Origin of the sequence: Halegenticoccus tardaugens (assembly GCF_004116405.1) — an archaeon.
Lineage (GTDB): Archaea > Halobacteriota > Halobacteria > Halobacteriales > Haloferacaceae > Halegenticoccus > Halegenticoccus tardaugens.
The window spans coordinates 227,216-249,790 of the sequence record NZ_SDIC01000006.1; the positions used below are offsets into that span (position 1 = coordinate 227,216).

Sequence of the window (22,575 nt, forward strand, 5' to 3'; positions counted from 1 at the left end):
AGAGCGAACGGCCCGATCCGGGACGGTCGCGACCGCAACCCGGGGCTATTTCTTCTTTCGCGATCCCTGCCGGAGCGTCGAGTATCGCCGCACCGCGTTCATGTCCGCCCGATCGCTCGACGGCACGGTCGAAACGTGGGACCGACCGCGTCCGCCGACGCCAGACGACGCGCCGCCCGCGTCCGCTTCGTCCGCTTCGTCTTCGCTCTCCGATTCGTCCGCTTCGTCGCCCTCCTCGTCGCGTTCGTCCCCCTCGCTGACGGATTTGAGCGCGTCCGTGACCCCGCGAAGCTTGTCGGAGAGGTCCGAGACGGAGCCGAGACCGCTCTCGTCGTCCGTTTCCTCGCCTTCGTCGGCGTCGCGCGCTCCGGTGCCGCTTTCGTCGGCATCCTCGCCATCGCCGCTCTCGTCCGCGTCGCCCTCGGCCTCGCCCTCTTCGTCTTGGTCGGGTAAAAACTCGGACAACAACCCGCTCAGGCTCGTACCCTCCTTCCCCCCGCCTCCGTCGCCGTCCGCGGCGTCGGCGTCGGGGAAGGTCGCGAGCCGCTCTTCGAGCTCTCCGTCGTCTCCCGTCGCCGCGGCTTCGAGGCGGTTCAGCCAGAGGAGTTTGCGCAGCCGGACGAGCGGCTCGGGGTCGGCGCGGGCGACGATGCCGGGGAGGTCGGACGGCTCGATCTCCTCCGGCAGGTCGGTGAATCCCGCCGCCGCGAGCAGGTCTTCGAGCGATGCGCGTTCGAGCGCGTCCCCGCCCTCCCGAGCGATGCGCCGGAGTTCCTCCCGGTCGTCCTCGGAGAGTTCCGGTCCGCCGTCTCCCCCCGTCGCCGACTCCACGCGGTCTTCGACGTCCACGAGGAGTTCTTCGAGCGTTTCCGCCTGTTCGTTCGTCATGGTGAATCGGGTACGCGAATCGGTTCGGGTCGAGTACGGCTCCCCCGCGACTCTCTCAGTCCGTCTCTTCCCCCTCCGATTCGTCCTCCCCTTCGGGTTCGCTTTCCGCCTCCGTTTCGCTTTCGGCCGCCACGTCCTCGGAGAACCGTTCCGCGATCCGCTCGGTCATTTCGTCCTTGCCGAGGTTGGCCTTGACGCCGACCTGCTTCGCGAGCGACTGGAGGTCCCGGTACGACATGACGTCGAGGAGTTCGCGGTACGTCTCCGCTTTCAACTCTCCGAGGTCGTCCTCCGAGAGGTCGCCGAGTTCGATCGGGACGGCTTCGTCCGTCCCGCTTTCGGCCTCTCCCTCTTGCGCTTCGGTTCCCTCCTCCGTCTCGCCCTTTTCCTCTTCGGTCGCTTCGGCTTCGGCCTCCTCGGCTTCGTCCTCCTCCGTCTCGTCTTCCTCCGTCTCGTCCGCTTCGACCGCCGTCTCCTCCGTTTCCTCTGGCCCCGCCGCCCCCTCGGCGAGTTCGGTCAGCCGGTCTTCGAGCGCGTCGCGGAAGCCGCTCGTCTCCGCCGCCGTCCGCAGCGCGGTCCAGAACGCTTCGAGCACGCGTTCGAGCGACGACGGCGTCGCTCCGTCGCCCTCGTCGCGTTCCTCGCTCTTCCTCGACGGGGCGTCCCGGACGCGCCTCCCGGCGCGCCGACCGACCTCGCGTCCGGCCGTCGCCCCGACCGCGCCGCCGACCGCCTTTCCGAGCTTCGCGCCGTCTATCTTCTCGGCGACGTTTCCCTCGCCGATCAGATCGCCGACGTCGAGTTGCTCGTCCAGTTCGTCCCTGATGGCCCGCTTGATCGCCGACCCGCTCCCGTCCTCGCTCACGGCTCACCACCGCCGGCTCTCCGCGTGTCCGTCGGCGCGGGGCGCTGGACCGGACGGGGCACTCCCGATTCACCCCTCCTCGTCCGTCTCGCTGGTCTCATCGTCGTCCCCGTTTCCGTCGTCGCTCCCCTCGGCCTCGTCGCTTTCGGCCGCCTCGTCGTCCCCCTCGGCTCGACCTTCGGACCGCAGGACGTTCGCGGCCAGCCACGTACCGAGGAGGCCGCCGAGCCACTCGCCGAGGTGTCGGCCGACGAGCTCGCCCAGCCGACCGCCGATCGCCTCGGCGGCGGACTCGCCCCCTTCGAGCGCGCCTTCGAGCTCCGTCCCCTCGAAGATGTCCTCGAAGTCCACGTTCTCGCCGACCTCGTCGACGCCGACCGCTTCCACCAGCGTTTCGTCGCTCACGCGTCGGCCCCCTCCCCGCCGTTGTCGTCGCCGCTCGACTTGCCGTCGAAGAGCTGGCGGACGAGTTCCTTGAGCAACTGCGTGAGCAGTTCCTCGAGCGGCAGCTCTTTCACGATGTCGCCGAGCACGCCCCGAACCCGCTCCGCGAGCGACGAGACGAACCCCTTCGAATCGTCGTCGTCGTCCCCGCCTCCGAAGAGACCCCCGAGCAACCCGCCGGGGAGGAGGTCGTCGAGCCCGCCGCCGTTCAACAGGTTCGCGACCGCCGAGAGGAGATTGCCGACCAGCCGACCCTCGCCCGGGACGGCCGAGACGTCGAGGACGACCTCGTCGAGGTCGAGCTCCAGACCGAGGAGGTTCAAGAACAGCCCCTCGAGGTCGAGAAACAGGACCGTAGCCCCTTCCTCCTCGCCTTCGCTCTCTTCTCCTTCGCCCTCCTCTTCGCCGTCCTCACTACCTTCCTCCTCTCCGCCGTCCTCGCCTTCCTCTTCGCCGTTGCTCTCTTCTTCTCCCTCGTCTTCCTCCCCGCCGTCTGTCAGGAGCCGAACCTCCGTCAACGACCCCCGCGGGGCGGCGGACGGTTCGTCGAATTCGGGGTTGAGGACGCGGATCTTCTGTACCTGTTCGCTCTCGGGGGAACCTCTTCTCTCGGCGGTCATGTAGTACTCACAACAAAACACACGCGTTTTGATTAAATCCCTACTGGCCGCTCCCGGACGGCCGACCGGAACGACGGCCGACCCGCGAGAGTTCGTTCCCCCCACCCCGGGTGACAGAACGGCGGAGCGCTCGCCTCCGGACCGCGGAGGGGTTTTGTCCGCTCGGCACTTCGTCCCTCACGTGATGCAGGACCTCACTCGCCTCCGTCGAATCGGGGTGCGTCGAACGTGAGACGGTCGACCGCGCTCGTGATCGGCGGCGGGGTGACCGGCGTCGGCGTCGCGCGCGACCTCGCGATGCGGGGCGTGGACGTGACGCTGATCGAACGCGGCGGGCTGTCGAGCGGCACGTCGGGCAGATCTCACGGATTGCTCCACAGCGGCGCGCGCTACGCCGAGGCCGACCCGCTCGGCGCGGAGGAGTGCATCGTCGAGAATCGCACCCTCCGGGAGATCGCCGGCGAGTGCGTCGCCGACACCGGCGGCTTCTTCGTCCAGGTCGACGGGGACGACCGCGACTACTACGAGCGGAAGCTTCGGGCCTGCCGCGACCTGGGCATCGACGCCGAGGACGTCGACGTCGAGGTCGCGCGGAACGCCGTGCCGGACCTCGCGGACGACGTCGTCCGGGTGATGCGCGTCCCGGACGCGGTCGTCTACCCCTCCCGCCTCGTCGCCGCGACGGCCGAGAGCGCCGCCGAGCACGGCGCGGAGATTCGTACGCACGCGCCGCTGGAGGGGCTGCGCGTCGAAGACGGGCGGATCGTCGCCGCCGACGTCGGCGGGAGCGTCGGCGGGCGAATCGAGGCCGAGTACGTCGTCAACGCCGCGGGCGCGTGGGCGGGCCGGTGCGCCGCCCTCGCCGGCGTCGAGGTGCGGATGCGCCCGACGAAGGGCGTGATGGTCAGCGTGGACTACCCGGGGCTCGGGCCGGTGCTCAACCGCTGTCGAAAACCCGACGACGGCGACATCGTCGTCCCCCACGAGTCCGAGGCCGTCCTCGGGACGACCAGCGTCGAGGTGGACGACCCCGACGAGTTCGACGAGGAACCGTGGGAGGTCGAGACGACCGTCGAGCAGTGCGCCCGGATGCTCCCGGCGGTCGCCGACGCGCCCGTCGTCCGGACGTGGTGGGGCGTCCGTCCGCTGTACGCGCCCGACGAGGAGGCGAGGCGGGAGGCGGACGAGGACGCGCGCGGCATCTCGCGCGACTTCGTCCTGCTCGATCACGCCGCGGGCGGCGTGGAGAACTTCGCCACCATCGTCGGCGGGAAGCTCACGACGTACCGGGGGATGGCCGAGGCGACGGCCGACCTGACGTGCGAGAAGCTCGGCGTCGAGGCGACCTGCGAGACGATGAACGAGCGGCTGCCGGGCGCGGACGATCCGGCGGCGCTGGACGAGCTGGTGAAAAAGTACGACGCGCGGTCGCCGTCGGACGAGGACGTGGTCGCCGAACCGGACGCCCGGTAGGTCGCTTACGTCAGCGCCTCTTCGAGAACCTGCAGGGGGTGGCGGATCTCGTACCCCGTCCCGTGTTCCATCTGCATCGAGCAGGTCGGACACTCCGTCATGCCGACGTCGCCCGTCGCGTGCTCCATGTGCTCGAACATCTCCTCGCCGATCGCCATCGACGTGTCGTACTTCTCCGACTTCCAGCCGTAGGTGCCCGAGATGCCGGAGCAGGAGGGCCCGACGTCCTCGATCGTCACGCCGTCGAGGTCGCGGAACAGTTCGACCGCCTGCCGGTCGAGCCCCTGGTTGCGAGCGTGACACGGCGCGTGGTACGCGTAGGTCTGCTCCGAGACCGAGGCGTCCGCGAGCGCCCCCTCCAGATCCTCGTGGATGCGGAGGTACTCGATCGCCTCGTAGGTGTGGTTCGAGAGGTCCTCGACGCCGTCCATCGAGAACAGCTCGGGGTACTCCTGCCGGAGCGACATCGAACAGGAGGTGCACGACGCGATGACGTCGTACCCCTCCTCGATCAGCCCGGAGAAGCTCTCGGCGTTGACGCCGGCGGCGCGCCGCGCGTCCGCCAGCATCCCGTTCGCGAACATGGGCGTCCCCGAGCAGCGCTGCGGCGGGGCGACGACCTCGTAGCCGAACGACTCGAAGACGCGGACGAGCGCCTTGCCGACCTCGGGGGTGTTGTAGTTCGAGTAACAGCCGTGGAAGTACGCGACGCGCTTTTTCTCCGCGTCGGCACCGTCGATCCCGCCGGCCCGGGCCCGCGCTCGCTCGTTTCGCGCGTTCCGCGCTCGTTCCCTCGACGCGGCCGCGCCGCCTCGCTCCGCTCTCGCCTCCTGCGCTCGCTTTTTCGAGGCGGCCGCGCCGCCTCGCTCGTCCCACCACTCGCGGAACGTCTGCTCCGCGAACGCCGGGAACTCGCGCTCCGACGTGATCCCGAGCACCGTCTCGTTGAACAGCTTGGTGATCCCGAGCCCCATCACGAAGTTCGTGAGGCGCGGCACCTTGCTCCCCAGCTCGGCCATCGTCCGGTAGTTGGCGAGGATGCGGTTGCGGACGTACTCCCGGGATCGTTTGTCCATCCCCGCTTCGACGTACTCGCCGCGGGCCGCGTTGTGCATCTGGCTCAGCGGCACCGACGACGGGCAGGCGTTGTCGCAGCGCATGCAGTTCGAACAGGACATGACCGAGGGGTCGATGTCCTCGTCGCCCTTGCGCTTTAACCGCCACTGCTCCGGTCCCTGGAACTTCGGTCCCGGGAACTCGTCGTCCACCTCGGCGACCGGGCAGACCGAGTCGCACGTCGTGCACTTGTAGCAGTCGTCCGCCCCCGGGCGGAGATCCATCTCGTCCGCCTCCGGGAACACCTGTACCGGCTCGAAGTCGTCGTCCGCGCCCGTCGCGGGTCGTTCTGCGTCGCTCATGTCGTGTCCTCGTCGCTCATGTGGTAGCCTCTCCCGCGTTGCGGCCCGCGACCAGCCCGGTCGCGAGCGAGACGCCGCCGCCAGATTTCTCCGCCGCGAAGTCCGCGCCGCCGAGCACGCTGCCCGCGGCCCGGAGGTTCGAAAAGCGCGCGTCGCCGCCCTCGTCGGTCGGCCGGAGTTCGGCGTCGGGGACGACCCCGAACCGCGCGAACGCGTGGTCGCCGAACGCGTCGCCGTCGAACCAGTCGTACCGGTCCGGGGCGTGCGGGACGCGACAGTCGAAGATCGGCTCCCGAACCCGCTCGCGGTCCGAGTCGATCCCCTTGCCGACGAGCCCGCCCGTCGCCAGCACGAACTGCTCCGCGTGGTACGGGACGCGCTGCCCCTTGCGGTCGACGTACACGGCCCGAACCCGCCCGCCGTCGGCCTCGTAGTCGACGACCGGGTTGCCGGTGCTGATCCTGACGCCCGCCTCGTCGAGCGCCTCGTAGAGCCGGTCCTCCAGCGCCAACCCGAGGAGGCTCGGCGGCCCCGTCGGAACCTCGAACACCGCCGCGCCAAGTTCGGCCGCCAGTTCGGCGCGAACCTCGTCCGCGCGCTCGTCGCCGAGCAGCGCGGGGAACCCGACCCGCTCCGCGGAGCCGAGGTGGGGGGCGACCGTCTCCGCGAGCGCCCGGCGAACGCGCGTTCCGTCCGCGCGCTCGTCGCGGTCGAGCGACCTCGAAAAGCGCGTCAGCTTCGCGTCCGCCCGGAAGCGCCGCGGGAACGACACGGTGACCCCCTCGACCGAGAAGGGGACGCCCGCGGCCGACAGGTGGCGGGCGGCGAGCGGCGCGTCGAAGTCCGTGAGCGACTCGAAGCCGACGAGGAGCGCGTCGCGCGAATCGCTCGCCAGCCCCGACGCGGCGCGCGCGGGGTACCGCGCGGTCGGCTTGATCGTCCCGCCGTGGGTGAGGACGAGCGCGTTCGCGTCGGTGTGCCCGCCGCGGTAGGCGTCGCCGGTCACCTCGTCGAACAGCGCGAGCCCCTCGCGGACGGCGTCCGCGCCGACGACGCCGTAGGGGTGGTCCGCCGGGAGTTCGGCGATCGCCTCGAACGGGTCCGCGATCGGTCCGTCCCCGTTGGGCGCGTAGCCGAGCGCGTCGACCAGCCCGCTCGCGAAGCGGAGGGTGCTCTTCTTGTAGGAGACGAGCCGGACGGACGCGCCCGTCTCCGCCGCGGAGAGCGCCGCCGCGGAGCCGGCGAGGCCGCCGCCGACGACGAGCACGTCCTCGCTAATCGGCACGGTCGCCTCCCGCCGCGCCGCCGTCGGTGGCGGCGCGGTCGTCGCCCGCGTCGCTCGCGCCGACGCCCGCCGTCGCCGCGGGGCCGGCGTCGAACGCGGCGAAGTCGACGACCTCGTCGCGGGCGGCCGGGTCGCCGTCGCGGTTCATCGTCGTCGCGTGCAGCGCGTACTTCAGCATCGCCTGCGAGAGCTGCTCGCCCCACAGCGCGTGCCGCTCGCCCTTCCAGCGCTCCTGGTACAGCTCGTCGAGCGCCGAGCGGACGGTGAACTCGTCGTGGTCGGGGTGGAGTTCCTGCGCCATCCGGTGACAGCAGAACGCGCCCTGACAGTTGCCCATGGAGGCGCGGGTGCGAATGCGGACCGCGTTGAGGTCGGTCCCCGAGCCCTCGATGGCGTCGTGGATTTCCGCGCGCGTGACCGCCTCGCAGTCGCAGACGACCGGGTTCGGACCGTCCCACTCGCCGAGGACCTCGCGTGAGCGCGAGCCGAGTCGCTGGGTGCTCCGCCGCGCGATCGGCGAGCGGAGGCCGAACGACTCCATGTAGTCGTCGAGGACGCCCGCGTCCTCGCTGCCCGGCAGCGGCACCTCCGCGGTTCGGCACGTCGCCTCGACGCCGAGCTTCTCGCAGACGTGATCGGAGATCTTCTCCGCCATCATCCGGTAGGTCGTGAACTTCCCGCCGACGATGCTCGTCATGCCCGGCAGGCCGTCGCGCTCCTCGTGATCGAGCAGGAAGAAGTCGCGGGTGATGTCCGTCGGATCGACCGTCCCGGTGCCCGGCGGCTCGTAGAGGGGACGAACGCCCCAGAACGAGCGGATGGTGCGCGCCTCCCGCAGGATCGGCACCAGTTCGGAGAGGGTGTCGACCATGAGGTCCACCTCCCAGCCCTCCTCGGGGTAGTCGTCGGGGTCGTCGACCTCCTCGTCCGTCGTCCCGAGGATGGCGGTGGTCTCGTGGGGGACGATGATGTCGGCGTCGCCCTTCGGCCGACAGCGGTTGATCACGGTGTCCACCTGCCGGGTGTTCATGATGACCATGACGCCCTTCGAGGGGCGGACTTCGACGCTCACGTCGGCCATGTCGCCGATCTGTCCGGCCCACGCCCCCGACGCGTTCACCACGTAGTCCGCGCGGATCTCCTCGGTCGTACCTGGTGCGTCGTGAACTCGTTTCCCCGGCCCGGCGGCGTGCTCGACCTCGGCGCCGACGACCTCGTCGCCCTCCCTGAGCACGTCGACCACCTCGGCGTGCGTCTCGATCCGCGCGCCGTGTTCCTCCGCGCTGGCCGCGTTCGCGACGCAGAGCCGGAACGGGTCGATCGCCCCGTCGGGGACGCGGATCGCGCGCGTTACGTCCCTCGCGAGGTACGGCTCGATCGCGCGAGCCTCCTCGCCGGACAGTTCCTCGGCGGGGATGCCGCACTCGCGACAGCCCGCCAGTTTCTCCTCGAAGTAATCGTCGGGGTCCTCGGGGCGCTGGACGAACAGCCCGCCCGTCATCTCGACGCAGTGGTTCGCGATGTCGCGAAGGACGCGGTTCTCCTCGATGCACTCCTTCGCGCTCGCCTGATCGGAGACGGCGTAGCGCCCGCCGCTGTGGAGCAGACCGTGCATGCGCCCGGTCGTCCCGTGGGTGAGGTTCCCTCGCTCGACGAGCGTCACGTCCACGCCCCGCATCGCGAGGTCGCGGGCGATCCCCGTCCCGGTCGAGCCGCCCCCGATGATCACCGCCGTCGGTGCTTCTGTCATCGGTCTACCCGTAGGTTGGCCCCCGCCTACTTTACTTTACCTCTAACGCGCCCCCGAACGTAAACTAGTTCCCGACTGGAACGACCCGATCTCACGAACCCGAAACATCGCTTGATTCGACCTGAATACGCGTAATATACACAGATATCATTATGGAAAATTGAACAGATACGGTTGTTAGAGTAAGGTTTATAATGATACTCCATTCAGTTTACGTGTGGAACGGCACCGTCGATAAAGAACGGCCGTGCCACCTGCGGGAGTGGTGACTACACATGACAGACCGATACGTCGGCGCGATCGACCAGGGGACGACCGGTACGCGGTTCATGGTGTTCGACCACAGCGGACAGGTCGTCGCCAACGCGTACGAGAAGCACGAACAGATCTACCCGGAGCCCGGATGGGTCGAGCACGACCCGCTCGAAATCTGGGAGAACACGCAGTCCGTCATCCAGGAGGCGCTGTCCAAGGCCGACCTCGGTCCCGACCAGCTCGCAGCCCTCGGGGTGACGAACCAGCGCGAAACGACGCTGCTCTGGGACGCCGAGTCGGGGCGACCCGTCCACAACGCCATCGTGTGGCAGGACCGCCGGACGACCGACCGCGTCGAGGAACTGGAGGCCGCGGACCGGGTCGGCACGATACGCGAGAAGACCGGCCTGGAGGCCGACGCCTACTTCTCGGCGACGAAGGCCGAGTGGCTTCTCGACAACGCCGACCCGATCAAGCTCCAGCGCGCCCGGCCGCAGGACATCCGCGACCGCGCCCGCGAGGGCGAGATCCTCTTCGGCACGATCGACACGTGGATCATCTACAACCTGACGGGCAACCACATCACGGACGTCACGAACGCGTCGCGGACGATGCTGTTCAACATCCACGACATGGACTGGGACGACGAACTCCTCGCCGAATTCGACGTCCCGCGCGCGAGCCTCCCGGAGGTCCGGCCGTCCAGCGACGACGAGTACTACGGCCACACCGACCCCGACGGGTTCCTCGGGGCGGAAGTGCCCGTCGCGGGCGCGCTCGGCGACCAGCAGGCGGCGCTCTTCGGCCAGACCTGCTTCGACGCGGGGGACGCGAAGAACACCTACGGTACGGGCTCGTTCTTCCTGATGAACACCGGCAACGAGGCGGTCGAAAGCGAACACGGGCTGCTCACGACCGTCGGCTTCCAGCGCTCCGGCGAGCCGGTCCAGTACGCGCTCGAAGGGGCCATCTTCATCACCGGCGCGGCGATCGAGTTCCTCGAAGACCTCGAACTCATCGACGACGCCGCGGAGACGGCCGAACTCGCCCGCAGCGTCGACTCGACGGACGGCGTCTACTTCGTGCCCGCGCTGACCGGGCTCGGCGCGCCGCACTGGGACGGCCGCGCCCGCGGCACCATCGTCGGGATGACCCGCGGTACCCGAAAGGAACACATCGTCCGCGCGACGCTCGAATCCATCGCGTTCCAGACCCGCGACGTCGCGGAGGCGATGGAGGCCGACAGCGGCATCGAACTCGGCGACCTCCGCGTCGACGGCGGCGCGGTCAAGAACAACTTCCTCTGTCAGCTCCAGGCGAACATCGTCGGCTCGACGATCGTCCGTCCCGAGGTCGACGAGACGACCGCTCTCGGATCGGCGTACGCAGCCGGCCTCGCGGTCGGCTACTGGGAGACCGTCGACGAACTCCGAAACAACTGGCAGATCGACCGCGAGTTCGAACCGGACGCGAGCGCGAGGGACGTCGACGGTCGCTACGCGCGCTGGGGCGAGGCCGTCGAGCGCTCGCTCGACTGGGCCAGAGACGGGGGTGAGTAGGCCGTGACGGCACCGCTTCAGCTCGACCTCGCTGCCTTCGTCGATCCGACGCTGCTCCTCGCGGCGCTCGCGGGCGGCGCGTTCGGCGCGGCGCTCGGCGCGCTCCCGGCGTTCATCTTCACCGGGTTCATGGTCATCGCCGGGCAGGTCGCGGAGTACGTCAACCCCGACGCGGCGGGCATCACGACCGCGGTCGCCTTCGGACCGCCGTTCTCCCCGGCCATCAGCTTCGCCGGCGGGGCGGCCGCCGCCGCCTACGCCGCAAAGCGAGGGTACATGGACACCGGCTTCGACTACCACGAGGCGAAGAACATCGCCTTCGCGCAGGGGACGAAGCCGGACGTGCTCGCCGTCGGTGCCGTCTTCGGCGTCGTCGGCTTCTGGCTGACGGAGCTCTCCAACGCCTTCCTCCTGCCGTGGGACAGCATCGCGATGGGCGTCACGCTCTCGGCGCTCATTCACCGGGTCGCCTTCGGGTACGCCATCATCGGCGACCGCGGCGGCAGTCTGCTCGACATGTCGCCGTTCGAGCGCGAGGAGACGCGCGTGATCGGCGATTCCGCGACCGACGGGGGCGACGACGCGGCGACCGACGGCGGGACCGCGACCGGAAAGACGCGATTCGCCGTCGAGCCGTGGCTCCCCCACCAGTACAAGTGGTCGGGCGTCGCCACCATCGGCGTCTTCGGCGGTCTCCTCGGGGCGTTCATCGCCCTGGAGACGGGGCTCGTCTTCATGGGATTCGGCATCAGCGCCGCGACGCTCGTGTTCCTCAACTGCGGCGTCGAGAAGATCCCGGTGACGCACCACATCACGCTCATCGGCGCCGCCGGGGCCGTCGCGGCCGTCGGCGGCGATCCGGCCGGGGCGACGACGCTCGGCCTCGTCGCCGGCGGCGTCTTCGGCGTGATCTCGGCGCTGTTCGGCGAGGCGTTCCAGCGCGTGTTCTACGCTCACGGCGACACCCACTGGGACCCGCCCGCCGCGGCCATCGTCCTCGGGTCGCTCCTCATCGGGCTCCTCGCGATCGTCGGCGTGCTTCCGGATTCGTCGTACGTTCCGACGCTCGGCCTCTGAGCCGAGTCGAACGTTTTCGTCGGCACCGCCCATGAGACCGAGTACCCACACCGTCGGCCGCTCCCGGCCAGCGCGCGCATCGCGAACCGACCGGCCGCCGCGGATCGACCCAACCGATCTCGCCGGGGAGCGAGACCACCCGGCGCGCGACCGAAGCGCCGACCCCGTTGGTATCACATGAACCTCAAAGAGCGAATCGCGCGGCGACAGCGCACCGACCGCGAGCCGCGGCTCGTCCACGACCCCGACGCGGTTGACCCGACCGTCCACCCCGCCGAACCGACCGGCCGGGGGCCGGTGCTCGAACAGTTGCTCGACCACCTCGACCCCGTCTTCGACGGCGGCCTCCCGCCGGACCTCTACGTCTGGGGACCGAAGGGCGGGGGTAAATCGGCCGTGCTCTCGGCGCTGTTCGAGCACCTCTCGGAGCTACGCGGCGGATCGCGGTCGGTCATCCTCACCACGACGCGCGCCGAGGAGCCGCGGACGACGGCGTTCGTGTACGTCGACGCGAGGCGCGCGAAGAGCGACTTCGGCCTGTACCACGCCGTGCTCGACGCCCTCGTGGAGGAGTCGATCCCCGAGCAGGGCGTCGGGACGGCGCAGCTCCGAACCCGCCTCCGGGAGGAACTCCGCGAGGCCGACCGCGGCGTCGTCGTCGCGGTCGACCACGTGGGAGAACCGGAAACGCTCTCGCTTTCTGCCGTCTCCGACCTGTTCGAGGCGCGCGGCGACGCCGTGTCGCTCGTCGCCGTCGGCAGGGACCGTCCGGAGGCCGTCGCCTGCGACGCCGCGGCGATCCGAGTCCCGCCGTACCGCCGCCACGCGCTCGCGGACGTCCTCACGAGCCGCATTTCGACCGGGCTGGCGAGGCACGCGCTGACGCACGAACAGGTCCGCGAGATGGCCGAGTGGGCCGACGGCGACGCCCACGACGCGCTCGCCGCCGTGTTCGGCGCCGCCGACGCGGCGATGCGGGCCGGCCACCGGAATGTCCTCCCGGAGGACCTCGACGCCGGCATCGAGGCCGTCCCGAAGCCTGGCGTCTCGCTCGGCCGGGTGCTCGCGCTGTCGACGAACCGCCGCCGCGTGCTTCGTCGGCTCCTGAAGCTCGACGCCGAACAGCGGCGCTCCGTGGGGGTCGCCGCCGAGGCCGTCGCCGCGTCCGGGGGGATCGACCTCTCGGAGGCGACGGTCACGCGCATCCTGTACGAACTCGCGGAGCGCGGGATCACCCGCCGGATCACCGTCGAGGACGCGGCGGGGATCGGTCGCCCGCCGAGCCGGCTCGAACCGCGCTTTGCGACCGCCGTCTTCGAGCGGCTGTCCGAACTGGACGACGGCGAACTGCGGTGAGGCTTCGCGCAACCTCGGCGACGCTTCTCCCGGACGCGCGCGGCGATCGGAAACGGAACGAGTAAAGAGGCGGCCCGCCGAACGCCGGCCATGGACCGAACCGTCACCGTCGTCCCCGAGGCGGGACTGCACGCCCGCCCGGCGGCGACGTTCGTCGAGACCGCCAGCGAGTACGACGCGACCGTCACCATTTCGCCCGCCGACGGGGACGCGAACCCGGTCGACGCGAGCAGCATGCTCGCCGTGACCGGCCTCGGCGTCAAGAGCGGCGAGGACGTTCGACTCGTCGCCGAGGGCGACGACGCCGAGGCGGCCCTCGACGCGCTGGAGGACGTCCTCTCGACGCCGGAGAGCGGGTAGGACGAGGAAAAAAGGCGGGAGAGGCGGGAGGTCGCGGGCGGCCGGTCCGATCAGGACGCTTTCCGGTACTCCCTCGCCTCCTCCGCGGCGTCGACCACGGAGTCGATCGTGGCCTTCGACCCCGAGGCGTTCACGGCCGCGTTGAGCGCCCCCTCGAGGATCGGCGCGTCGGCGATCCGAATCTCGCAATCCAACGTCTCCTCGGCCATCTCGACGGCGAGTTCGGCGTTCATCACCGCGCTGCCGAGATCGACGAGCACCACCACGTCGTCGCCGCGTTCGCCGGCCGCGGCCTCGATGGCCTCCCTGATCCGGGGGGCGCTGGTGCCGATCCCTCCCTCGCCGTCCCCGCCCGCGGGCTCGATCCTCGCGTCCGCGCCGCCCATCTGCGCGGCGATCTCGCAGATCCCCTCCGCCGCCTTCGCGCTGTGGGAGACGACCACCAGCCCGACCATCAGTCGTCCTCCGGGGTGGGTTCCTCTTCGGGCTCCTCGGGCGACTCCGCGTCGACCTCGACCTCGCCTTCGAGGTGCTCCTCCGCGGTCGCCAACAGCTCCTCCATGATGAACAGGGTGCTCGTCGCGCCGGGGTCCTGGTGGCCGACGGAGCGCCAGTCGAGGTAGGAGGCGCGGCCCTTCCGCGCCTTGATCGGCGTCGTAAAGCGGACGCCGCGCTCGCAGGCGTCGACGGCCTTCGCCAGCGCCGACAGCGGCGGCAGATCGTCCTGTTCGATCGACTTCTTGTACGTGTGGACCGCTGGCGTGAGCGCGTCCACCATCGTCTTCGCCCCCACCTCCGCCTTTCCGCGCTCCCGTACCTTTTCGAGGTACGCCTCCGCGAAGGCGACGCTCGTCTCCGCGGTGATCCCCTCCGAGAGGGTCGCGCTCGCGCTCATGATCGACCCGCCGTACAGCGGCCCGGACGCCCCGCCGACCTCCGAGATGATCGTCATCCCGACGGTCTTTACGACGTCAGAGACGTCGGCGTCGTCCATCTCGGCGGTCTTCTCCTTCACCGCTCGGAACCCCCGGTCCATGTTCGCCCCGTGGTCGGCGTCGCCGATCGCCGAGTCGAGTTCGGTGAGGTACGTCTTCTCCTCGGCGATGCGTCTCGCAACGTTGTCGACGGCGGCGAGAACCGCCTCGCGCTGGGTCTCCGTGTCGGCCATACGGGTATGCGGGTCGGAGCCGGCAAAGCGTTTGTGCAACGCGGGTTCGAGCGCAGGCGGACACAGGAAGAAACGGGTCTCTCGGTCGAGTCGATCTCCCTCGCCGACGTTTATACGCGAAAGGCCGGCGAGTACGGCCGGTACTGTCTGGTCGTTCACGCGTACCACTGCGCCGTAACCGGCGGTGAATTCCGGCGGGAGTCGCGGGGGAGGTCCGCACCGTCGCCGACCGTCCTTCGCACTGGCCGATCGGAACGCGTTCAGCGAGGAAACGGCGTCAAAAACGAGCGCCGCCGGGCTACTCGGTCACCGTCAGCGCGGGCGTGTCCGCGGGCGCGCCGAGCAGCTCCTTCAGCTCCTCGTCGACCGCGCACACCGTGATCGAACAGCCCATCATGTCGAGCGAGGTCATGTAGTCGCCGACCCACGCGTCCCACGTTTCGAGGCCCTCTTCGCCCATCAGCTCCTGGAGGCGGCGGTTGACGACGAAGAGTTCCATGAGCGGCGTGCCGCCCATCCCGTTGACGATGGTCAGGACCTGCCGACCCTCGTCGAGGTCGAGGTCGTCGAGGACGCGCCCCGCGAGATGCTCCGTGATCTCGTCGGCGGACATCATCTCGGTGCGCTGGGTGCCCGGTTCGCCGTGGATGCCGATGCCGAGTTCGATCTCGTCCTCGCCGAGGTCGAACGTCGGTTCGCCCTTCTCGGGCGTCACGCAGGAGGTCAGCGCCGTTCCCATCGTGCCGACGTTCTCGACGACCTTCTCGGCGACGGCTTTTACCTCCCCGAGGTCGCCGCCCCCGGCGGCCTTCGCGCCGGCGGCCTTGTGGACGAGGATCGTCCCCGCGACGCCCCGGCGGCCGCTCGTGTACAGCGAGTCCTCGACCGCCACGTCGTCGTCGACGACGACCTGCTCGACCTCGACGCCCTCCATGTCGGCCATCTCGGCGGCCGTGTCGAAGTTCATCACGTCGCCCTCGTAATTTTTGACGACGCAGAGGACGCCCTCGCCGCCGTCGCACGCCTCCACCATCGCGTGTAACTGGTCCGCCGTCGGCGACGTGAACACCTCGCCCGCCGCGGCCCCGTCCAACATCCCGTCGCCGATGTAGCCGGCGTGGGTCGGCTCGTGGCCGCTGCCGCCCCCGGAGACGATTCCGACCTTCCCCTCCACGGGCGCGTCCTCGCGGACGAGCACCTCCATCCCCTCCAGCCGGCGGAGTCGGTTCGGGTACGCGGCCACCATGCCGTCCAGCATCTCGTCGACGACGTCCGACGGGTCGTTGATGAGTTTCTTCATAGTACGTGGTATCAATCCACGCGTTGTGTAAAAAGCGTTTGTAGCGCCGGAACGCGGCTCCGAGCCGCGGACGCGTCGCCCTCCGCGCGCGCGGCGGTTCGTTCCCGGCTCCCGGACTGTCAGGTCGGCAGTCCGACGAGTACAAGTCCCGGAAGCGCCTAGAGCATGCGCGTTCTCCGGCGCGCACGGCGCTCGACGGGCGCACGACCGGCGCGGAACCGCTCTCGTCAACGTGTACCTCAAGTCATCTTCGGCGAGAGCGTCGCACAGCGCGGTCCGGCGCTCGACGTCCGTACTCGATCCCTTTATTTCGACGGCCCCGAACGCTCTTTTATGACCCCACCGCTCGCGCTCGACATCGACGGGACGCTCACTACCCCCGAGGGGACGATCGACCCGCGCTTCTTCGACGTGTTGCCGGCGTGGGACGCGCCGGTCGTCCTCGCCACCGGGAAGGCGTTCCCGTACCCCGTCGCGCTCTGTCACTTCCTCGGCGTTCCAGAGACCGTCGTCGCCGAGAACGGCGGCGTCGTCCTCGCCGCCGAGGAGGTCTCCTTCGTCGGCGACCGCGAGCGCGCGCGGGCCGCCGCGGAGGCGTTCGAGGAACGCGGCGGCGACCTCGGCTGGGGGGCGGCCGACACGATAAACCGGTGGCGGGAGACGGAGATCGCCGTCGACGTCGCCGCCGACGAGGCGCTCCTCCGGGAGGTCGCCGCCGAGTACGGGATGGAGGTGTTCGACACCGGCTACGCGTACCACCTCAAAGCGCCCGGCGTGGAGAAGGGCAACGGCCTCCGGGAGGTCGCCGAGATCCTCGGCCTCGACGCCGGCGAGTTCGTCGCCGTCGGCGACTCGGAGAACGACGTCTCGCTGTTCGAGGTCGCGGGCGACTCCTACGCGCTCGCCAACGCGGACGAGCGGGCGCGGGCGGCCGCCGCCGCGATCGTCGACGGGTCGTACAGCGAGGGGACGCTCTCGGTGCTCGAATCGCTCCGTTGATCCCTACTCTTCGACCGCCCCGGCGCGCCACGCGCCGAACGGTTCCAGGACGTCGGCTTCGTCGAACCGCTCCACGCACGGAACCTCGTGGGGGTGGCGCTCGACCACGCGCGCCTCCAGCGCCGGGTACCGCTCCGGCGTCGTCTTCGCGAGCAGGATCACCTCCTCGTCGTCGTGCACCTCCCCCTCCCACCGGTAGACGGAGGCGCAGGGGACGCGGTTGACGCAGGCGGCGAGTCGTTCCTCCACGAGCGTCCGGGCGAGGTCGTCCGCCGCGTCGGGCGGCGCGGTGATGTACGCTGTGACCATGTGCGATCCTCGATCGCGGTTCCCTTGATTCTACAGGGACGCCCCCGCCGCCGACCGTTCATTCGGGATGCGGACGACGGACGGACCGACCTCGGCCGAGAGAGCACTCTTTGCGGTGGCGACCGTACCGCCCTTCCGTCCATGACCACGTTCGACCTGCTCGTGCTCGGCGGCGGAACCGGCAACATCGTCGCGTCGGCGGCGGCGGACGCGGGGCTCGACGTCGCCCTCGTCGAGCGCGATCGACTCGGAGGAACCTGTCTCAACCGCGGTTGCAACCCATCGAAGAAGCTGATCCACCGCGCGAACGTCGTCGAGACCGTCCGCGAGGCGGGATCGTACGGTATCGACGCCTCCGTCGACGGGATCGACTTTCGCGGCATCGTCGAGGCGGTGAACGCCGAGGTCGCGCGCGAGGCGGAGGCGAAGGCCGAGCGCGCCCGCGAGGACGAGAACCTGACGCTCTATCGATCCGAGGGACGGTTCGTCGACGAGCGGACCGTCGAGGTCGACGCCGACGGCGGGACGACCGTCACCGGCGAGCGGGTCGTCCTCGCCGGCGGCTCCCGCCCGACGGTCCCCGACTCCATCGACGGGACGGACGACGCGGCGTTTCTGACGAGCGACGAGGCGCTTCGACTCGACGCGTGCCCGGAGCGCCTCGTCGTCGTCGGTGGCGGCTACATCGCCGTCGAGATGAGCCACTTCTTCGCCGAGATGGGCGCGGAGGTCACGATCGTCGGCCGCGGCGACGCGCTTCTCGCCCGCGAGGACCGCGACGTCGCCGAACGGCTGACCGAGGCCTACGGGCGGAAGCACGACCTCTACCTCGGCTACGAGGCGACCGCGCTCCGGACGGCGGGCGAGGGGACGACGGTCGTCGCCGAGGCGGACGACGAGGAGATCGAAGTTCGGGGCGACGAGGTGCTCCTGGCCGTCGGACGCCGGCCCAACTCCGACGGGTGGAACGTCGCGGCCGGCGGTATCGAGACCGACGACCGCGGGTTCGTCGAGACGAACGAGTACCTCGAAACGTCGGCCGACGGCGTGTGGGCCATCGGCGACATCGCGGGAAACTACATGCTCAAACACTCCGGCGACAAGGAGGCCGAGTACGCCGTCGAGAACGCCGTCCGCGGGAACCGGACCGCGGTCGAATATCCCGGGATGGCCCACGCCGTCTTCGGATCGCCGGAGGTCGCGAGCCTCGGGCGGACCGAATCGGAACTCGACGACGAACGATCCTACGCGGTCGGAACGTACGAGTACGACGAAACGGCGCTGGGGTCGGCCCTCTCGCCCGACGTCGGGTACGCGAAAGCCATCGTCGGGGCCGACGGCGAGATCCTGGGCTTTCACATCGTCGGCCCGCACGCGTCGATACTCGTCCACGAGGTGAGCACCGCGGTCGCGGCGGGCGCCGACGCGACCCGGCTCGCCGAGACGATCCACGTCCACCCCGCGCTCTCGGAAGTGGTCCAGGGAGCGTTCCGCGGCGTCCGCGACGTCGCCCCGTCGGGCGTCTGAGGCGGGCGGTCGAGACGTTCGCGCCCGTCATCCCGGGCGGATTTCCGTATATCTATCCGTATATCTATCCGTATATCTCACCGGATATACCAACGTCGACTCCGACGACGATCCGATCCGAGCGGCGGTTCACTCCTCCTCGAACGGGACGAAGGTGCCGTTTATGTTCCACTCGTGGATGCAGTAGACGCTGCCGACCCGTTCGTCGCCGTCCTCGCGCGCGGCGATGCGCCAGCTTCCGTCCTCCCACACCTCGCGCCGCCCGCAGCGTTCGCAGGCGCGCTCCGTCGGCCGGCGAAGTCGCGTGTCGCTCATACGAGAACGGGGGGCCGCGAGGGATTTAACCCTGACTTCGGCGGCAGGCGTTCGCCCCGCCGCCGCCGCGCACCGGTAGAGCGAAGTCTTGCATGATCGTTCGAACGGTATGGTCAAACTGATCGAACTGCTGGTCCGCAAGGAGGGACTGTCCCACGACGAGTTCGTCGACTACTGGTTCGAGACCCACGGTCCGATCGCGAAGGAGCTTCCGGGGCTGCGACGGTACGTCACCTCGGTGCCGAAGGACCCCGAGCGCGCGGGCTACGACGGCGTCCTCGAACTCGTCTTCGAAGACACGGCGGCGCTCGCGGCGGCGTTCGACTCCGAGGCCGGCGAACGGACGATGGCCGACGCCGAGAACTTCATCGAGGTGGGGGCGGGCCCGCGGCTCGTCGTCGACGAGACGGTTCAGTTCGAGGTCTGAGACCCGTCCGGCTCGCCGGCCGAGCGTTCCGAACCTGCGGCGTCGTCCCCCGTCTACGGGTACGACTTCCGTTTCGACCCTTCGTGTTCCGGCCGGACGCGGTCGACGTATCCTCGCTCGCGGTCGAACAGCGACTCCAGCGGCGCGGCGAGCACGAACTCCTCCGCGGTCGTCTCGCCGAAGCGCGCGCTCCGCCGTTCGACCTCTTCGAACCCGCGCGCCTCGTAGAACTTCCGCCCGACCCGGTTGTCCGCGAGGACGACCGCCCGGAGCTCTTCGTGGCCCGCGTCCCAGAGGTTCGCGGCGACCGCGGCGAGCAGCCAGCTTCCGATGCCGCTGTACCAGAACACGCGTCGAGCGTAGATCCGGTGGAGGATCGCGCGACCCTCGCCGTCGACGCCGCCGTGGGCGAAGGCGACGATCTCGCTCGCGTCCGCGCCGACGTAGAACGGGTCCTCGCCGTCGATCTCCGCTCGAATCGTCTCCTCGTCGTACCACTCGTCGAGCGTCCGGTCGATCACCTCCGCGGGAAGGATCCCTTCGTACGCCTCGTGCCACGCCTCGCGCGCCACGTTCACGACCATCGGCGCGTCCCCTGCGGTTGCGCGTCGAACGTCCATGCCGCGACCGTTGTAACGACTCGGTATATGCTTTCTGTGACCGGTTTTTTAATGTAACCTCCGACGTACGTCCGCTATGGGCTTTCACACCTACGACGTGGGGCGCGCCGACGCGCTCGAGGACGAAGGGCGCTACCGGTTCTGTTCGCGCGAGGAGCTGCTCTCGCTCGTGCGTCCCCACGGCGACGCGGTCGTCGCGGACCTCGGTTCCGGGACCGGCTTCTACACCGACGACGTCGCCCCCGCCGTCGAGACGCTGTACGCGGTCGACGTGCAGGAGGAGATGCACGACCTGTACCGCGCGAAAGGCGTCCCCGAGTCGGTCGAGTTCGTCACGGCGGACGTCGCGGACCTCCCCTTCGACGACGGCGCGCTCGACGCCGCCTTCTCGACGATGACCTACCACGAGTTCGCGGGCCCGGAGAGCCTCGCCGAGCTTCGACGGACGATCCGCCCCGGCGGGCGACTCGTCACCGTCGACTGGTCGGCCGACGGCGAGGGCGAGGCGGGTCCGCCGGTCGACGAGCGGTACGACCTCGCCGACGCGGTCGCCGCGCTCTCCGAGGCGGGGTTCGCGATCGAGTCGGCGGAGACCAGGACGGAGACGTTCGTCTGCGTCGCCCGCCGGTGAGGCGGAGCGTCGTATCACTCCCACGGCCGACGCTCAGCGGGTAGACGGCCGGTTCCTGTGAGAAACGCGTCGGTACCGCTTCGACGGGGGCCGACCCCCGTCGGCTACGCCTCCGCGAACCGTTCGGACGAAACGTACTGGTTCTCCCATTTGCGTCGTTCCTCGAGTTGTTCGCGCCCGTACTCCGAGAGGCTGTAGGAGTTCGTCCGCCGGTCGATCGTCCCCTTCTCGACGTACCCTCGCTGGACGAGCACGTCCAGATTCGGGTACAGCCGTCCGTGGTTGATCTCCTCGTCGAACCGCGTTTCGAGCTCTTCCTTCACGTCCTGCCCCGACGGTTCGTCGAAGCCGGCGATCACGTACACGAGGTCGCGCTGGAACCCTGTCAAGTCGAACATGCCTGTCGGTGGGATAGATCGCCCCCTCGCATAGTTATCTGCATGTTACATAGTGTTAATAATATCCGTAGGGACGAAACCGACGCCCCTCGGCGCTCGCGGGCTTCGTTTCGGTCTGTTCCTCCCATCGCGGCTCGGCCTCGTCCGAGGGCGGGTTCACCTCCGGCGGCGGACGTCGCGACGAACTGTGTGCGAGTCGCATCTCGGCGACCCTTTCGGCGGGTAAGCCGATCATACACCCGGACCGGCGGGTCGGCGATCTCGCCGGCGGGCCGTCGTTCGACGAGTCAGCTGGTCGGTATCGCGCGACGGGACGCGCTCGTAACGCGCCCCTACCGCGCGTTCCTTCGCGGTAACCGGTCGCTAGCGGCGCGGCGACTTCGCGCCCGTTCGGCCGTCGCGAACGGATCGCGGTGCCCCACCGCCTTCAATACTCGATGTCCGCGGCGTAGCGGTCGACGAGGACGACCGCGACCGCGCCGACCACGCCGGCCGCGGCGAACGCGAGGACGACCTCCGTCGTCCACGCGGCCTCTTTGCTCACCTCGACGATCGGCGCGCGGAGCGCCCCGACGATGAGGCTCACGAGGAACACGAGCGTCGCCTCGCGGTAGTGCTCCAGCGCCCACCGGACGACGTGCGAGATCGTGAAGAGGCCGATCACGGCCCCCGTGACGAACGTCACGACCACGATTCCCGGTTCGACCACCCTGCCCACGTCGCCGCCGGTGAGGACGGCGAGCACGCTGTCGATGAACACGGACAGCGTGGTCACCATGCGCTCGTACTGCCCGAGGAGGATCAAGAGGAGCGACCCCGAGATCCCCGGCAGGATCATCGCGCTCACCGCGATCGCCCCGGCGACGAGGACGACGAGGTAGCTCCCCCCGAGGTTTCCGGCCGCCTCCCCGGAGATGAGAAAGGCGAGGACGAATCCCGCGATCGCGGCCGCGACCCTGCCGGGCGTGTCGAGCCTGACCTCGCCGTAGAGGACGAGCGCCGACGCGGCGATGAGCCCGAAGAAGAACCCGAACGTCTCCACGGTGTAGTGTTCGAGCGTGAATTCGAGCGCGCGCGTGATGGTCGCGACGGCGGTGAAGATGCCCGTCCCAAGCACCAGGAGGAACAGGCCGTCCATCTCGAAGAACGCGTCCCGGGCGTCCGGGCGTTCGCTCGGCTTCACCCCCTTTACTACCCGCAGAACGCGCTCCGGGCCGATCGCCGTCACCGCGCCGATGAGCCGCTCGTAGATCCCCGTGATGAGGGCGATGGTGCCGCCCGAGACGCCGGGGACCGCGTCCGCGGCACCCATGCAAAAGCCCTTGAGGTACACGACGATCCACGTGCGGACCCCGTCGGCTCGCAACCCCGTTCGAACGTCACCCGCCATCGGCGGTCTCCCGTCGCCGCGGGTTGCGCGCCGTCAGCGCATCCGTCGGTGCGTCCGCCGTCGATGCCGCGCCGCGCCGCGGTCCGCCGAACCGTCGGCTACGGTCGCCTCTGCCGCCTGCGCCGTCGGTGACGGGAGGCT

Annotated in this window: 24 protein-coding genes; 9 read left to right on the forward strand and 15 right to left on the reverse strand. The window is 69.7% G+C overall.

What is annotated here, in order from left to right:
* Positions 1 to 45 precede the first annotated feature (45 nt).
* From C3L37_RS16985 to C3L37_RS17000, 4 genes are all read right to left on the reverse strand, one after another.
* Complete coding sequence (locus C3L37_RS16985; protein WP_129115785.1) at positions 46 to 888, reverse strand: hypothetical protein; 843 nt, start codon at positions 886 to 888, stop codon at positions 46 to 48.
* 55 nt (positions 889 to 943) lie between these two features.
* Entirely contained in the window at positions 944 to 1,753 is an 810-nt protein-coding gene (locus C3L37_RS16990) for a hypothetical protein (RefSeq protein ID WP_129115786.1), read from the reverse strand.
* Positions 1,754 to 1,822: 69 nt separating this feature from the next.
* Positions 1,823 to 2,158, reverse strand: coding sequence for a hypothetical protein (locus tag C3L37_RS16995; protein ID WP_129115787.1), 336 nt, complete (start codon positions 2,156 to 2,158; stop codon positions 1,823 to 1,825).
* Positions 2,155 to 2,817, reverse strand: coding sequence for a hypothetical protein (locus C3L37_RS17000; protein WP_228546301.1), 663 nt, complete (start codon positions 2,815 to 2,817; stop codon positions 2,155 to 2,157). The genes C3L37_RS16995 and C3L37_RS17000 overlap by 4 nt, the downstream gene beginning before the upstream one ends.
* Before the next feature lie 228 nt (positions 2,818 to 3,045).
* Between C3L37_RS17000 and C3L37_RS17005 the strand changes: the two genes are divergently transcribed.
* On the forward strand, positions 3,046 to 4,290 hold the full coding sequence (locus C3L37_RS17005) for an FAD-dependent oxidoreductase (protein WP_228546302.1): 1,245 nt from the start codon (positions 3,046 to 3,048) through the stop codon (positions 4,288 to 4,290).
* Positions 4,291 to 4,295: 5 nt separating this feature from the next.
* On the opposite strand, the gene C3L37_RS17010 is transcribed toward C3L37_RS17005, so the two are convergent.
* The 3 genes from C3L37_RS17010 to glpA are packed head-to-tail and all read right to left on the reverse strand — an operon-like array spanning position 4,296 to position 8,743.
* Positions 4,296 to 5,708, reverse strand: coding sequence for an anaerobic glycerol-3-phosphate dehydrogenase subunit C (locus C3L37_RS17010; protein ID WP_129115788.1), 1,413 nt, complete (start codon positions 5,706 to 5,708; stop codon positions 4,296 to 4,298).
* Between the two features lie 16 nt (positions 5,709 to 5,724).
* The gene (gene glpB / locus C3L37_RS17015) at positions 5,725 to 6,993 is read right to left on the reverse strand and encodes a glycerol-3-phosphate dehydrogenase subunit GlpB (protein ID WP_129115789.1); all 1,269 of its coding nucleotides are present in this window, start codon (positions 6,991 to 6,993) and stop codon (positions 5,725 to 5,727) included.
* The gene (gene glpA / locus C3L37_RS17020; protein WP_129115790.1) at positions 6,983 to 8,743 is read right to left on the reverse strand and encodes an anaerobic glycerol-3-phosphate dehydrogenase subunit GlpA; all 1,761 of its coding nucleotides are present in this window, start codon (positions 8,741 to 8,743) and stop codon (positions 6,983 to 6,985) included. The genes glpB and glpA overlap by 11 nt, the downstream gene beginning before the upstream one ends.
* A gap of 275 nt (positions 8,744 to 9,018) precedes the next feature.
* Between glpA and glpK the strand changes: the two genes are divergently transcribed.
* From glpK to ptsH1, 4 genes are all read left to right on the forward strand, one after another.
* A complete protein-coding gene (glpK, locus tag C3L37_RS17025) occupies positions 9,019 to 10,557 on the forward strand; it encodes a glycerol kinase GlpK (protein ID WP_129115791.1) in 1,539 nt (512 codons plus the stop codon).
* A 3-nt stretch (positions 10,558 to 10,560) separates the two neighbouring features.
* Positions 10,561 to 11,634, forward strand: a complete 1,074-nt coding sequence (locus C3L37_RS17030) for a hypothetical protein (protein ID WP_129115792.1) — start codon at positions 10,561 to 10,563, stop codon at positions 11,632 to 11,634.
* Between the two features lie 177 nt (positions 11,635 to 11,811).
* On the forward strand, positions 11,812 to 12,990 hold the full coding sequence (locus C3L37_RS17035; protein WP_129115793.1) for a Cdc6/Cdc18 family protein: 1,179 nt from the start codon (positions 11,812 to 11,814) through the stop codon (positions 12,988 to 12,990).
* Positions 12,991 to 13,080: 90 nt separating this feature from the next.
* Positions 13,081 to 13,350, forward strand: a complete 270-nt coding sequence (gene ptsH1 / locus C3L37_RS17040) for a phosphocarrier protein HPr (RefSeq protein ID WP_129115794.1) — start codon at positions 13,081 to 13,083, stop codon at positions 13,348 to 13,350.
* A gap of 50 nt (positions 13,351 to 13,400) precedes the next feature.
* Here the strand turns inward: ptsH1 and dhaM are convergent, their stop codons facing one another.
* The 3 genes from dhaM to dhaK form a co-directional block, all read right to left on the reverse strand.
* Complete coding sequence (dhaM, locus tag C3L37_RS17050; protein ID WP_129115795.1) at positions 13,401 to 13,805, reverse strand: dihydroxyacetone kinase phosphoryl donor subunit DhaM; 405 nt, start codon at positions 13,803 to 13,805, stop codon at positions 13,401 to 13,403.
* Positions 13,805 to 14,518, reverse strand: coding sequence for a dihydroxyacetone kinase subunit DhaL (dhaL, locus tag C3L37_RS17055; RefSeq protein ID WP_129115796.1), 714 nt, complete (start codon positions 14,516 to 14,518; stop codon positions 13,805 to 13,807). Before dhaL ends, dhaM begins: the two co-directional genes overlap by 1 nt.
* A gap of 298 nt (positions 14,519 to 14,816) precedes the next feature.
* On the reverse strand, positions 14,817 to 15,818 hold the full coding sequence (gene dhaK, locus C3L37_RS17060) for a dihydroxyacetone kinase subunit DhaK (RefSeq protein ID WP_129115797.1): 1,002 nt from the start codon (positions 15,816 to 15,818) through the stop codon (positions 14,817 to 14,819).
* A 333-nt stretch (positions 15,819 to 16,151) separates the two neighbouring features.
* Between dhaK and C3L37_RS17065 the strand changes: the two genes are divergently transcribed.
* Positions 16,152 to 16,817: a phosphoglycolate phosphatase gene (locus C3L37_RS17065; RefSeq protein WP_129115798.1), complete on the forward strand. Its 666-nt coding sequence runs from the start codon at positions 16,152 to 16,154 to the stop codon at positions 16,815 to 16,817.
* A gap of 3 nt (positions 16,818 to 16,820) precedes the next feature.
* On the opposite strand, the gene cutA is transcribed toward C3L37_RS17065, so the two are convergent.
* Complete coding sequence (cutA, locus tag C3L37_RS17070) at positions 16,821 to 17,126, reverse strand: divalent-cation tolerance protein CutA (RefSeq protein WP_129115799.1); 306 nt, start codon at positions 17,124 to 17,126, stop codon at positions 16,821 to 16,823.
* Between the two features lie 141 nt (positions 17,127 to 17,267).
* On the opposite strand from cutA, the gene C3L37_RS17075 reads away from it, so the two are divergent.
* The gene (locus C3L37_RS17075) at positions 17,268 to 18,653 is read left to right on the forward strand and encodes a dihydrolipoyl dehydrogenase family protein (protein ID WP_129115800.1); all 1,386 of its coding nucleotides are present in this window, start codon (positions 17,268 to 17,270) and stop codon (positions 18,651 to 18,653) included.
* A 129-nt stretch (positions 18,654 to 18,782) separates the two neighbouring features.
* Here C3L37_RS17075 and C3L37_RS17080 read toward each other — a convergent pair whose 3' ends face one another.
* Positions 18,783 to 18,968, reverse strand: a complete 186-nt coding sequence (locus C3L37_RS17080; protein WP_129115801.1) for an HEWD family protein — start codon at positions 18,966 to 18,968, stop codon at positions 18,783 to 18,785.
* 109 nt (positions 18,969 to 19,077) lie between these two features.
* Here C3L37_RS17080 and C3L37_RS17085 point away from each other — a divergent pair, with 109 nt between their 5' ends.
* Positions 19,078 to 19,395, forward strand: coding sequence for an EthD family reductase (locus C3L37_RS17085; protein ID WP_129115802.1), 318 nt, complete (start codon positions 19,078 to 19,080; stop codon positions 19,393 to 19,395).
* Between the two features lie 53 nt (positions 19,396 to 19,448).
* On the opposite strand, the gene C3L37_RS17090 is transcribed toward C3L37_RS17085, so the two are convergent.
* Positions 19,449 to 20,015, reverse strand: a complete 567-nt coding sequence (locus C3L37_RS17090; RefSeq protein ID WP_129115803.1) for a GNAT family N-acetyltransferase — start codon at positions 20,013 to 20,015, stop codon at positions 19,449 to 19,451.
* Between the two features lie 76 nt (positions 20,016 to 20,091).
* Here C3L37_RS17090 and C3L37_RS17095 point away from each other — a divergent pair, with 76 nt between their 5' ends.
* The gene (locus tag C3L37_RS17095) at positions 20,092 to 20,646 is read left to right on the forward strand and encodes a class I SAM-dependent methyltransferase (RefSeq protein WP_129115804.1); all 555 of its coding nucleotides are present in this window, start codon (positions 20,092 to 20,094) and stop codon (positions 20,644 to 20,646) included.
* 104 nt (positions 20,647 to 20,750) lie between these two features.
* Here C3L37_RS17095 and C3L37_RS17100 read toward each other — a convergent pair whose 3' ends face one another.
* Positions 20,751 to 21,044 carry a PadR family transcriptional regulator gene (locus C3L37_RS17100; protein ID WP_129115805.1) on the reverse strand — a complete coding sequence of 98 codons (294 nt, stop codon included), beginning with the start codon at positions 21,042 to 21,044 and terminating at the stop codon, positions 20,751 to 20,753.
* Between the two features lie 427 nt (positions 21,045 to 21,471).
* On the reverse strand, positions 21,472 to 22,434 hold the full coding sequence (locus C3L37_RS17105) for a DUF368 domain-containing protein (protein WP_228546303.1): 963 nt from the start codon (positions 22,432 to 22,434) through the stop codon (positions 21,472 to 21,474).
* Positions 22,435 to 22,575 lie beyond the last annotated feature (141 nt).

Coding starts and splice junctions, on each gene's coding strand:
- C3L37_RS16985 (WP_129115785.1), bottom strand. CDS start 888: ATGACGAACGAACAGGCGGAAACGCTCGAAGAACTCCTCGTGGACGTC.
- C3L37_RS17000 (WP_228546301.1), bottom strand. CDS start 2,817: ATGACCGCCGAGAGAAGAGGTTCCCCCGAGAGCGAACAGGTACAGAAG.
- C3L37_RS17010 (WP_129115788.1), bottom strand. CDS start 5,708: ATGAGCGACGCAGAACGACCCGCGACGGGCGCGGACGACGACTTCGAG.
- glpA (WP_129115790.1), bottom strand. CDS start 8,743: ATGACAGAAGCACCGACGGCGGTGATCATCGGGGGCGGCTCGACCGGG.
- glpK (WP_129115791.1), top strand. CDS start 9,019: ATGACAGACCGATACGTCGGCGCGATCGACCAGGGGACGACCGGTACG.
- C3L37_RS17035 (WP_129115793.1), top strand. CDS start 11,812: ATGAACCTCAAAGAGCGAATCGCGCGGCGACAGCGCACCGACCGCGAG.
- ptsH1 (WP_129115794.1), top strand. CDS start 13,081: ATGGACCGAACCGTCACCGTCGTCCCCGAGGCGGGACTGCACGCCCGC.
- dhaM (WP_129115795.1), bottom strand. CDS start 13,805: ATGGTCGGGCTGGTGGTCGTCTCCCACAGCGCGAAGGCGGCGGAGGGG.
- dhaL (WP_129115796.1), bottom strand. CDS start 14,518: ATGGCCGACACGGAGACCCAGCGCGAGGCGGTTCTCGCCGCCGTCGAC.
- dhaK (WP_129115797.1), bottom strand. CDS start 15,818: ATGAAGAAACTCATCAACGACCCGTCGGACGTCGTCGACGAGATGCTG.
- C3L37_RS17065 (WP_129115798.1), top strand. CDS start 16,152: ATGACCCCACCGCTCGCGCTCGACATCGACGGGACGCTCACTACCCCC.
- cutA (WP_129115799.1), bottom strand. CDS start 17,126: ATGGTCACAGCGTACATCACCGCGCCGCCCGACGCGGCGGACGACCTC.
- C3L37_RS17075 (WP_129115800.1), top strand. CDS start 17,268: ATGACCACGTTCGACCTGCTCGTGCTCGGCGGCGGAACCGGCAACATC.
- C3L37_RS17080 (WP_129115801.1), bottom strand. CDS start 18,968: ATGAGCGACACGCGACTTCGCCGGCCGACGGAGCGCGCCTGCGAACGC.
- C3L37_RS17085 (WP_129115802.1), top strand. CDS start 19,078: ATGGTCAAACTGATCGAACTGCTGGTCCGCAAGGAGGGACTGTCCCAC.
- C3L37_RS17090 (WP_129115803.1), bottom strand. CDS start 20,015: ATGGACGTTCGACGCGCAACCGCAGGGGACGCGCCGATGGTCGTGAAC.
- C3L37_RS17095 (WP_129115804.1), top strand. CDS start 20,092: ATGGGCTTTCACACCTACGACGTGGGGCGCGCCGACGCGCTCGAGGAC.
- C3L37_RS17100 (WP_129115805.1), bottom strand. CDS start 21,044: ATGTTCGACTTGACAGGGTTCCAGCGCGACCTCGTGTACGTGATCGCC.
- C3L37_RS17105 (WP_228546303.1), bottom strand. CDS start 22,434: ATGGCGGGTGACGTTCGAACGGGGTTGCGAGCCGACGGGGTCCGCACG.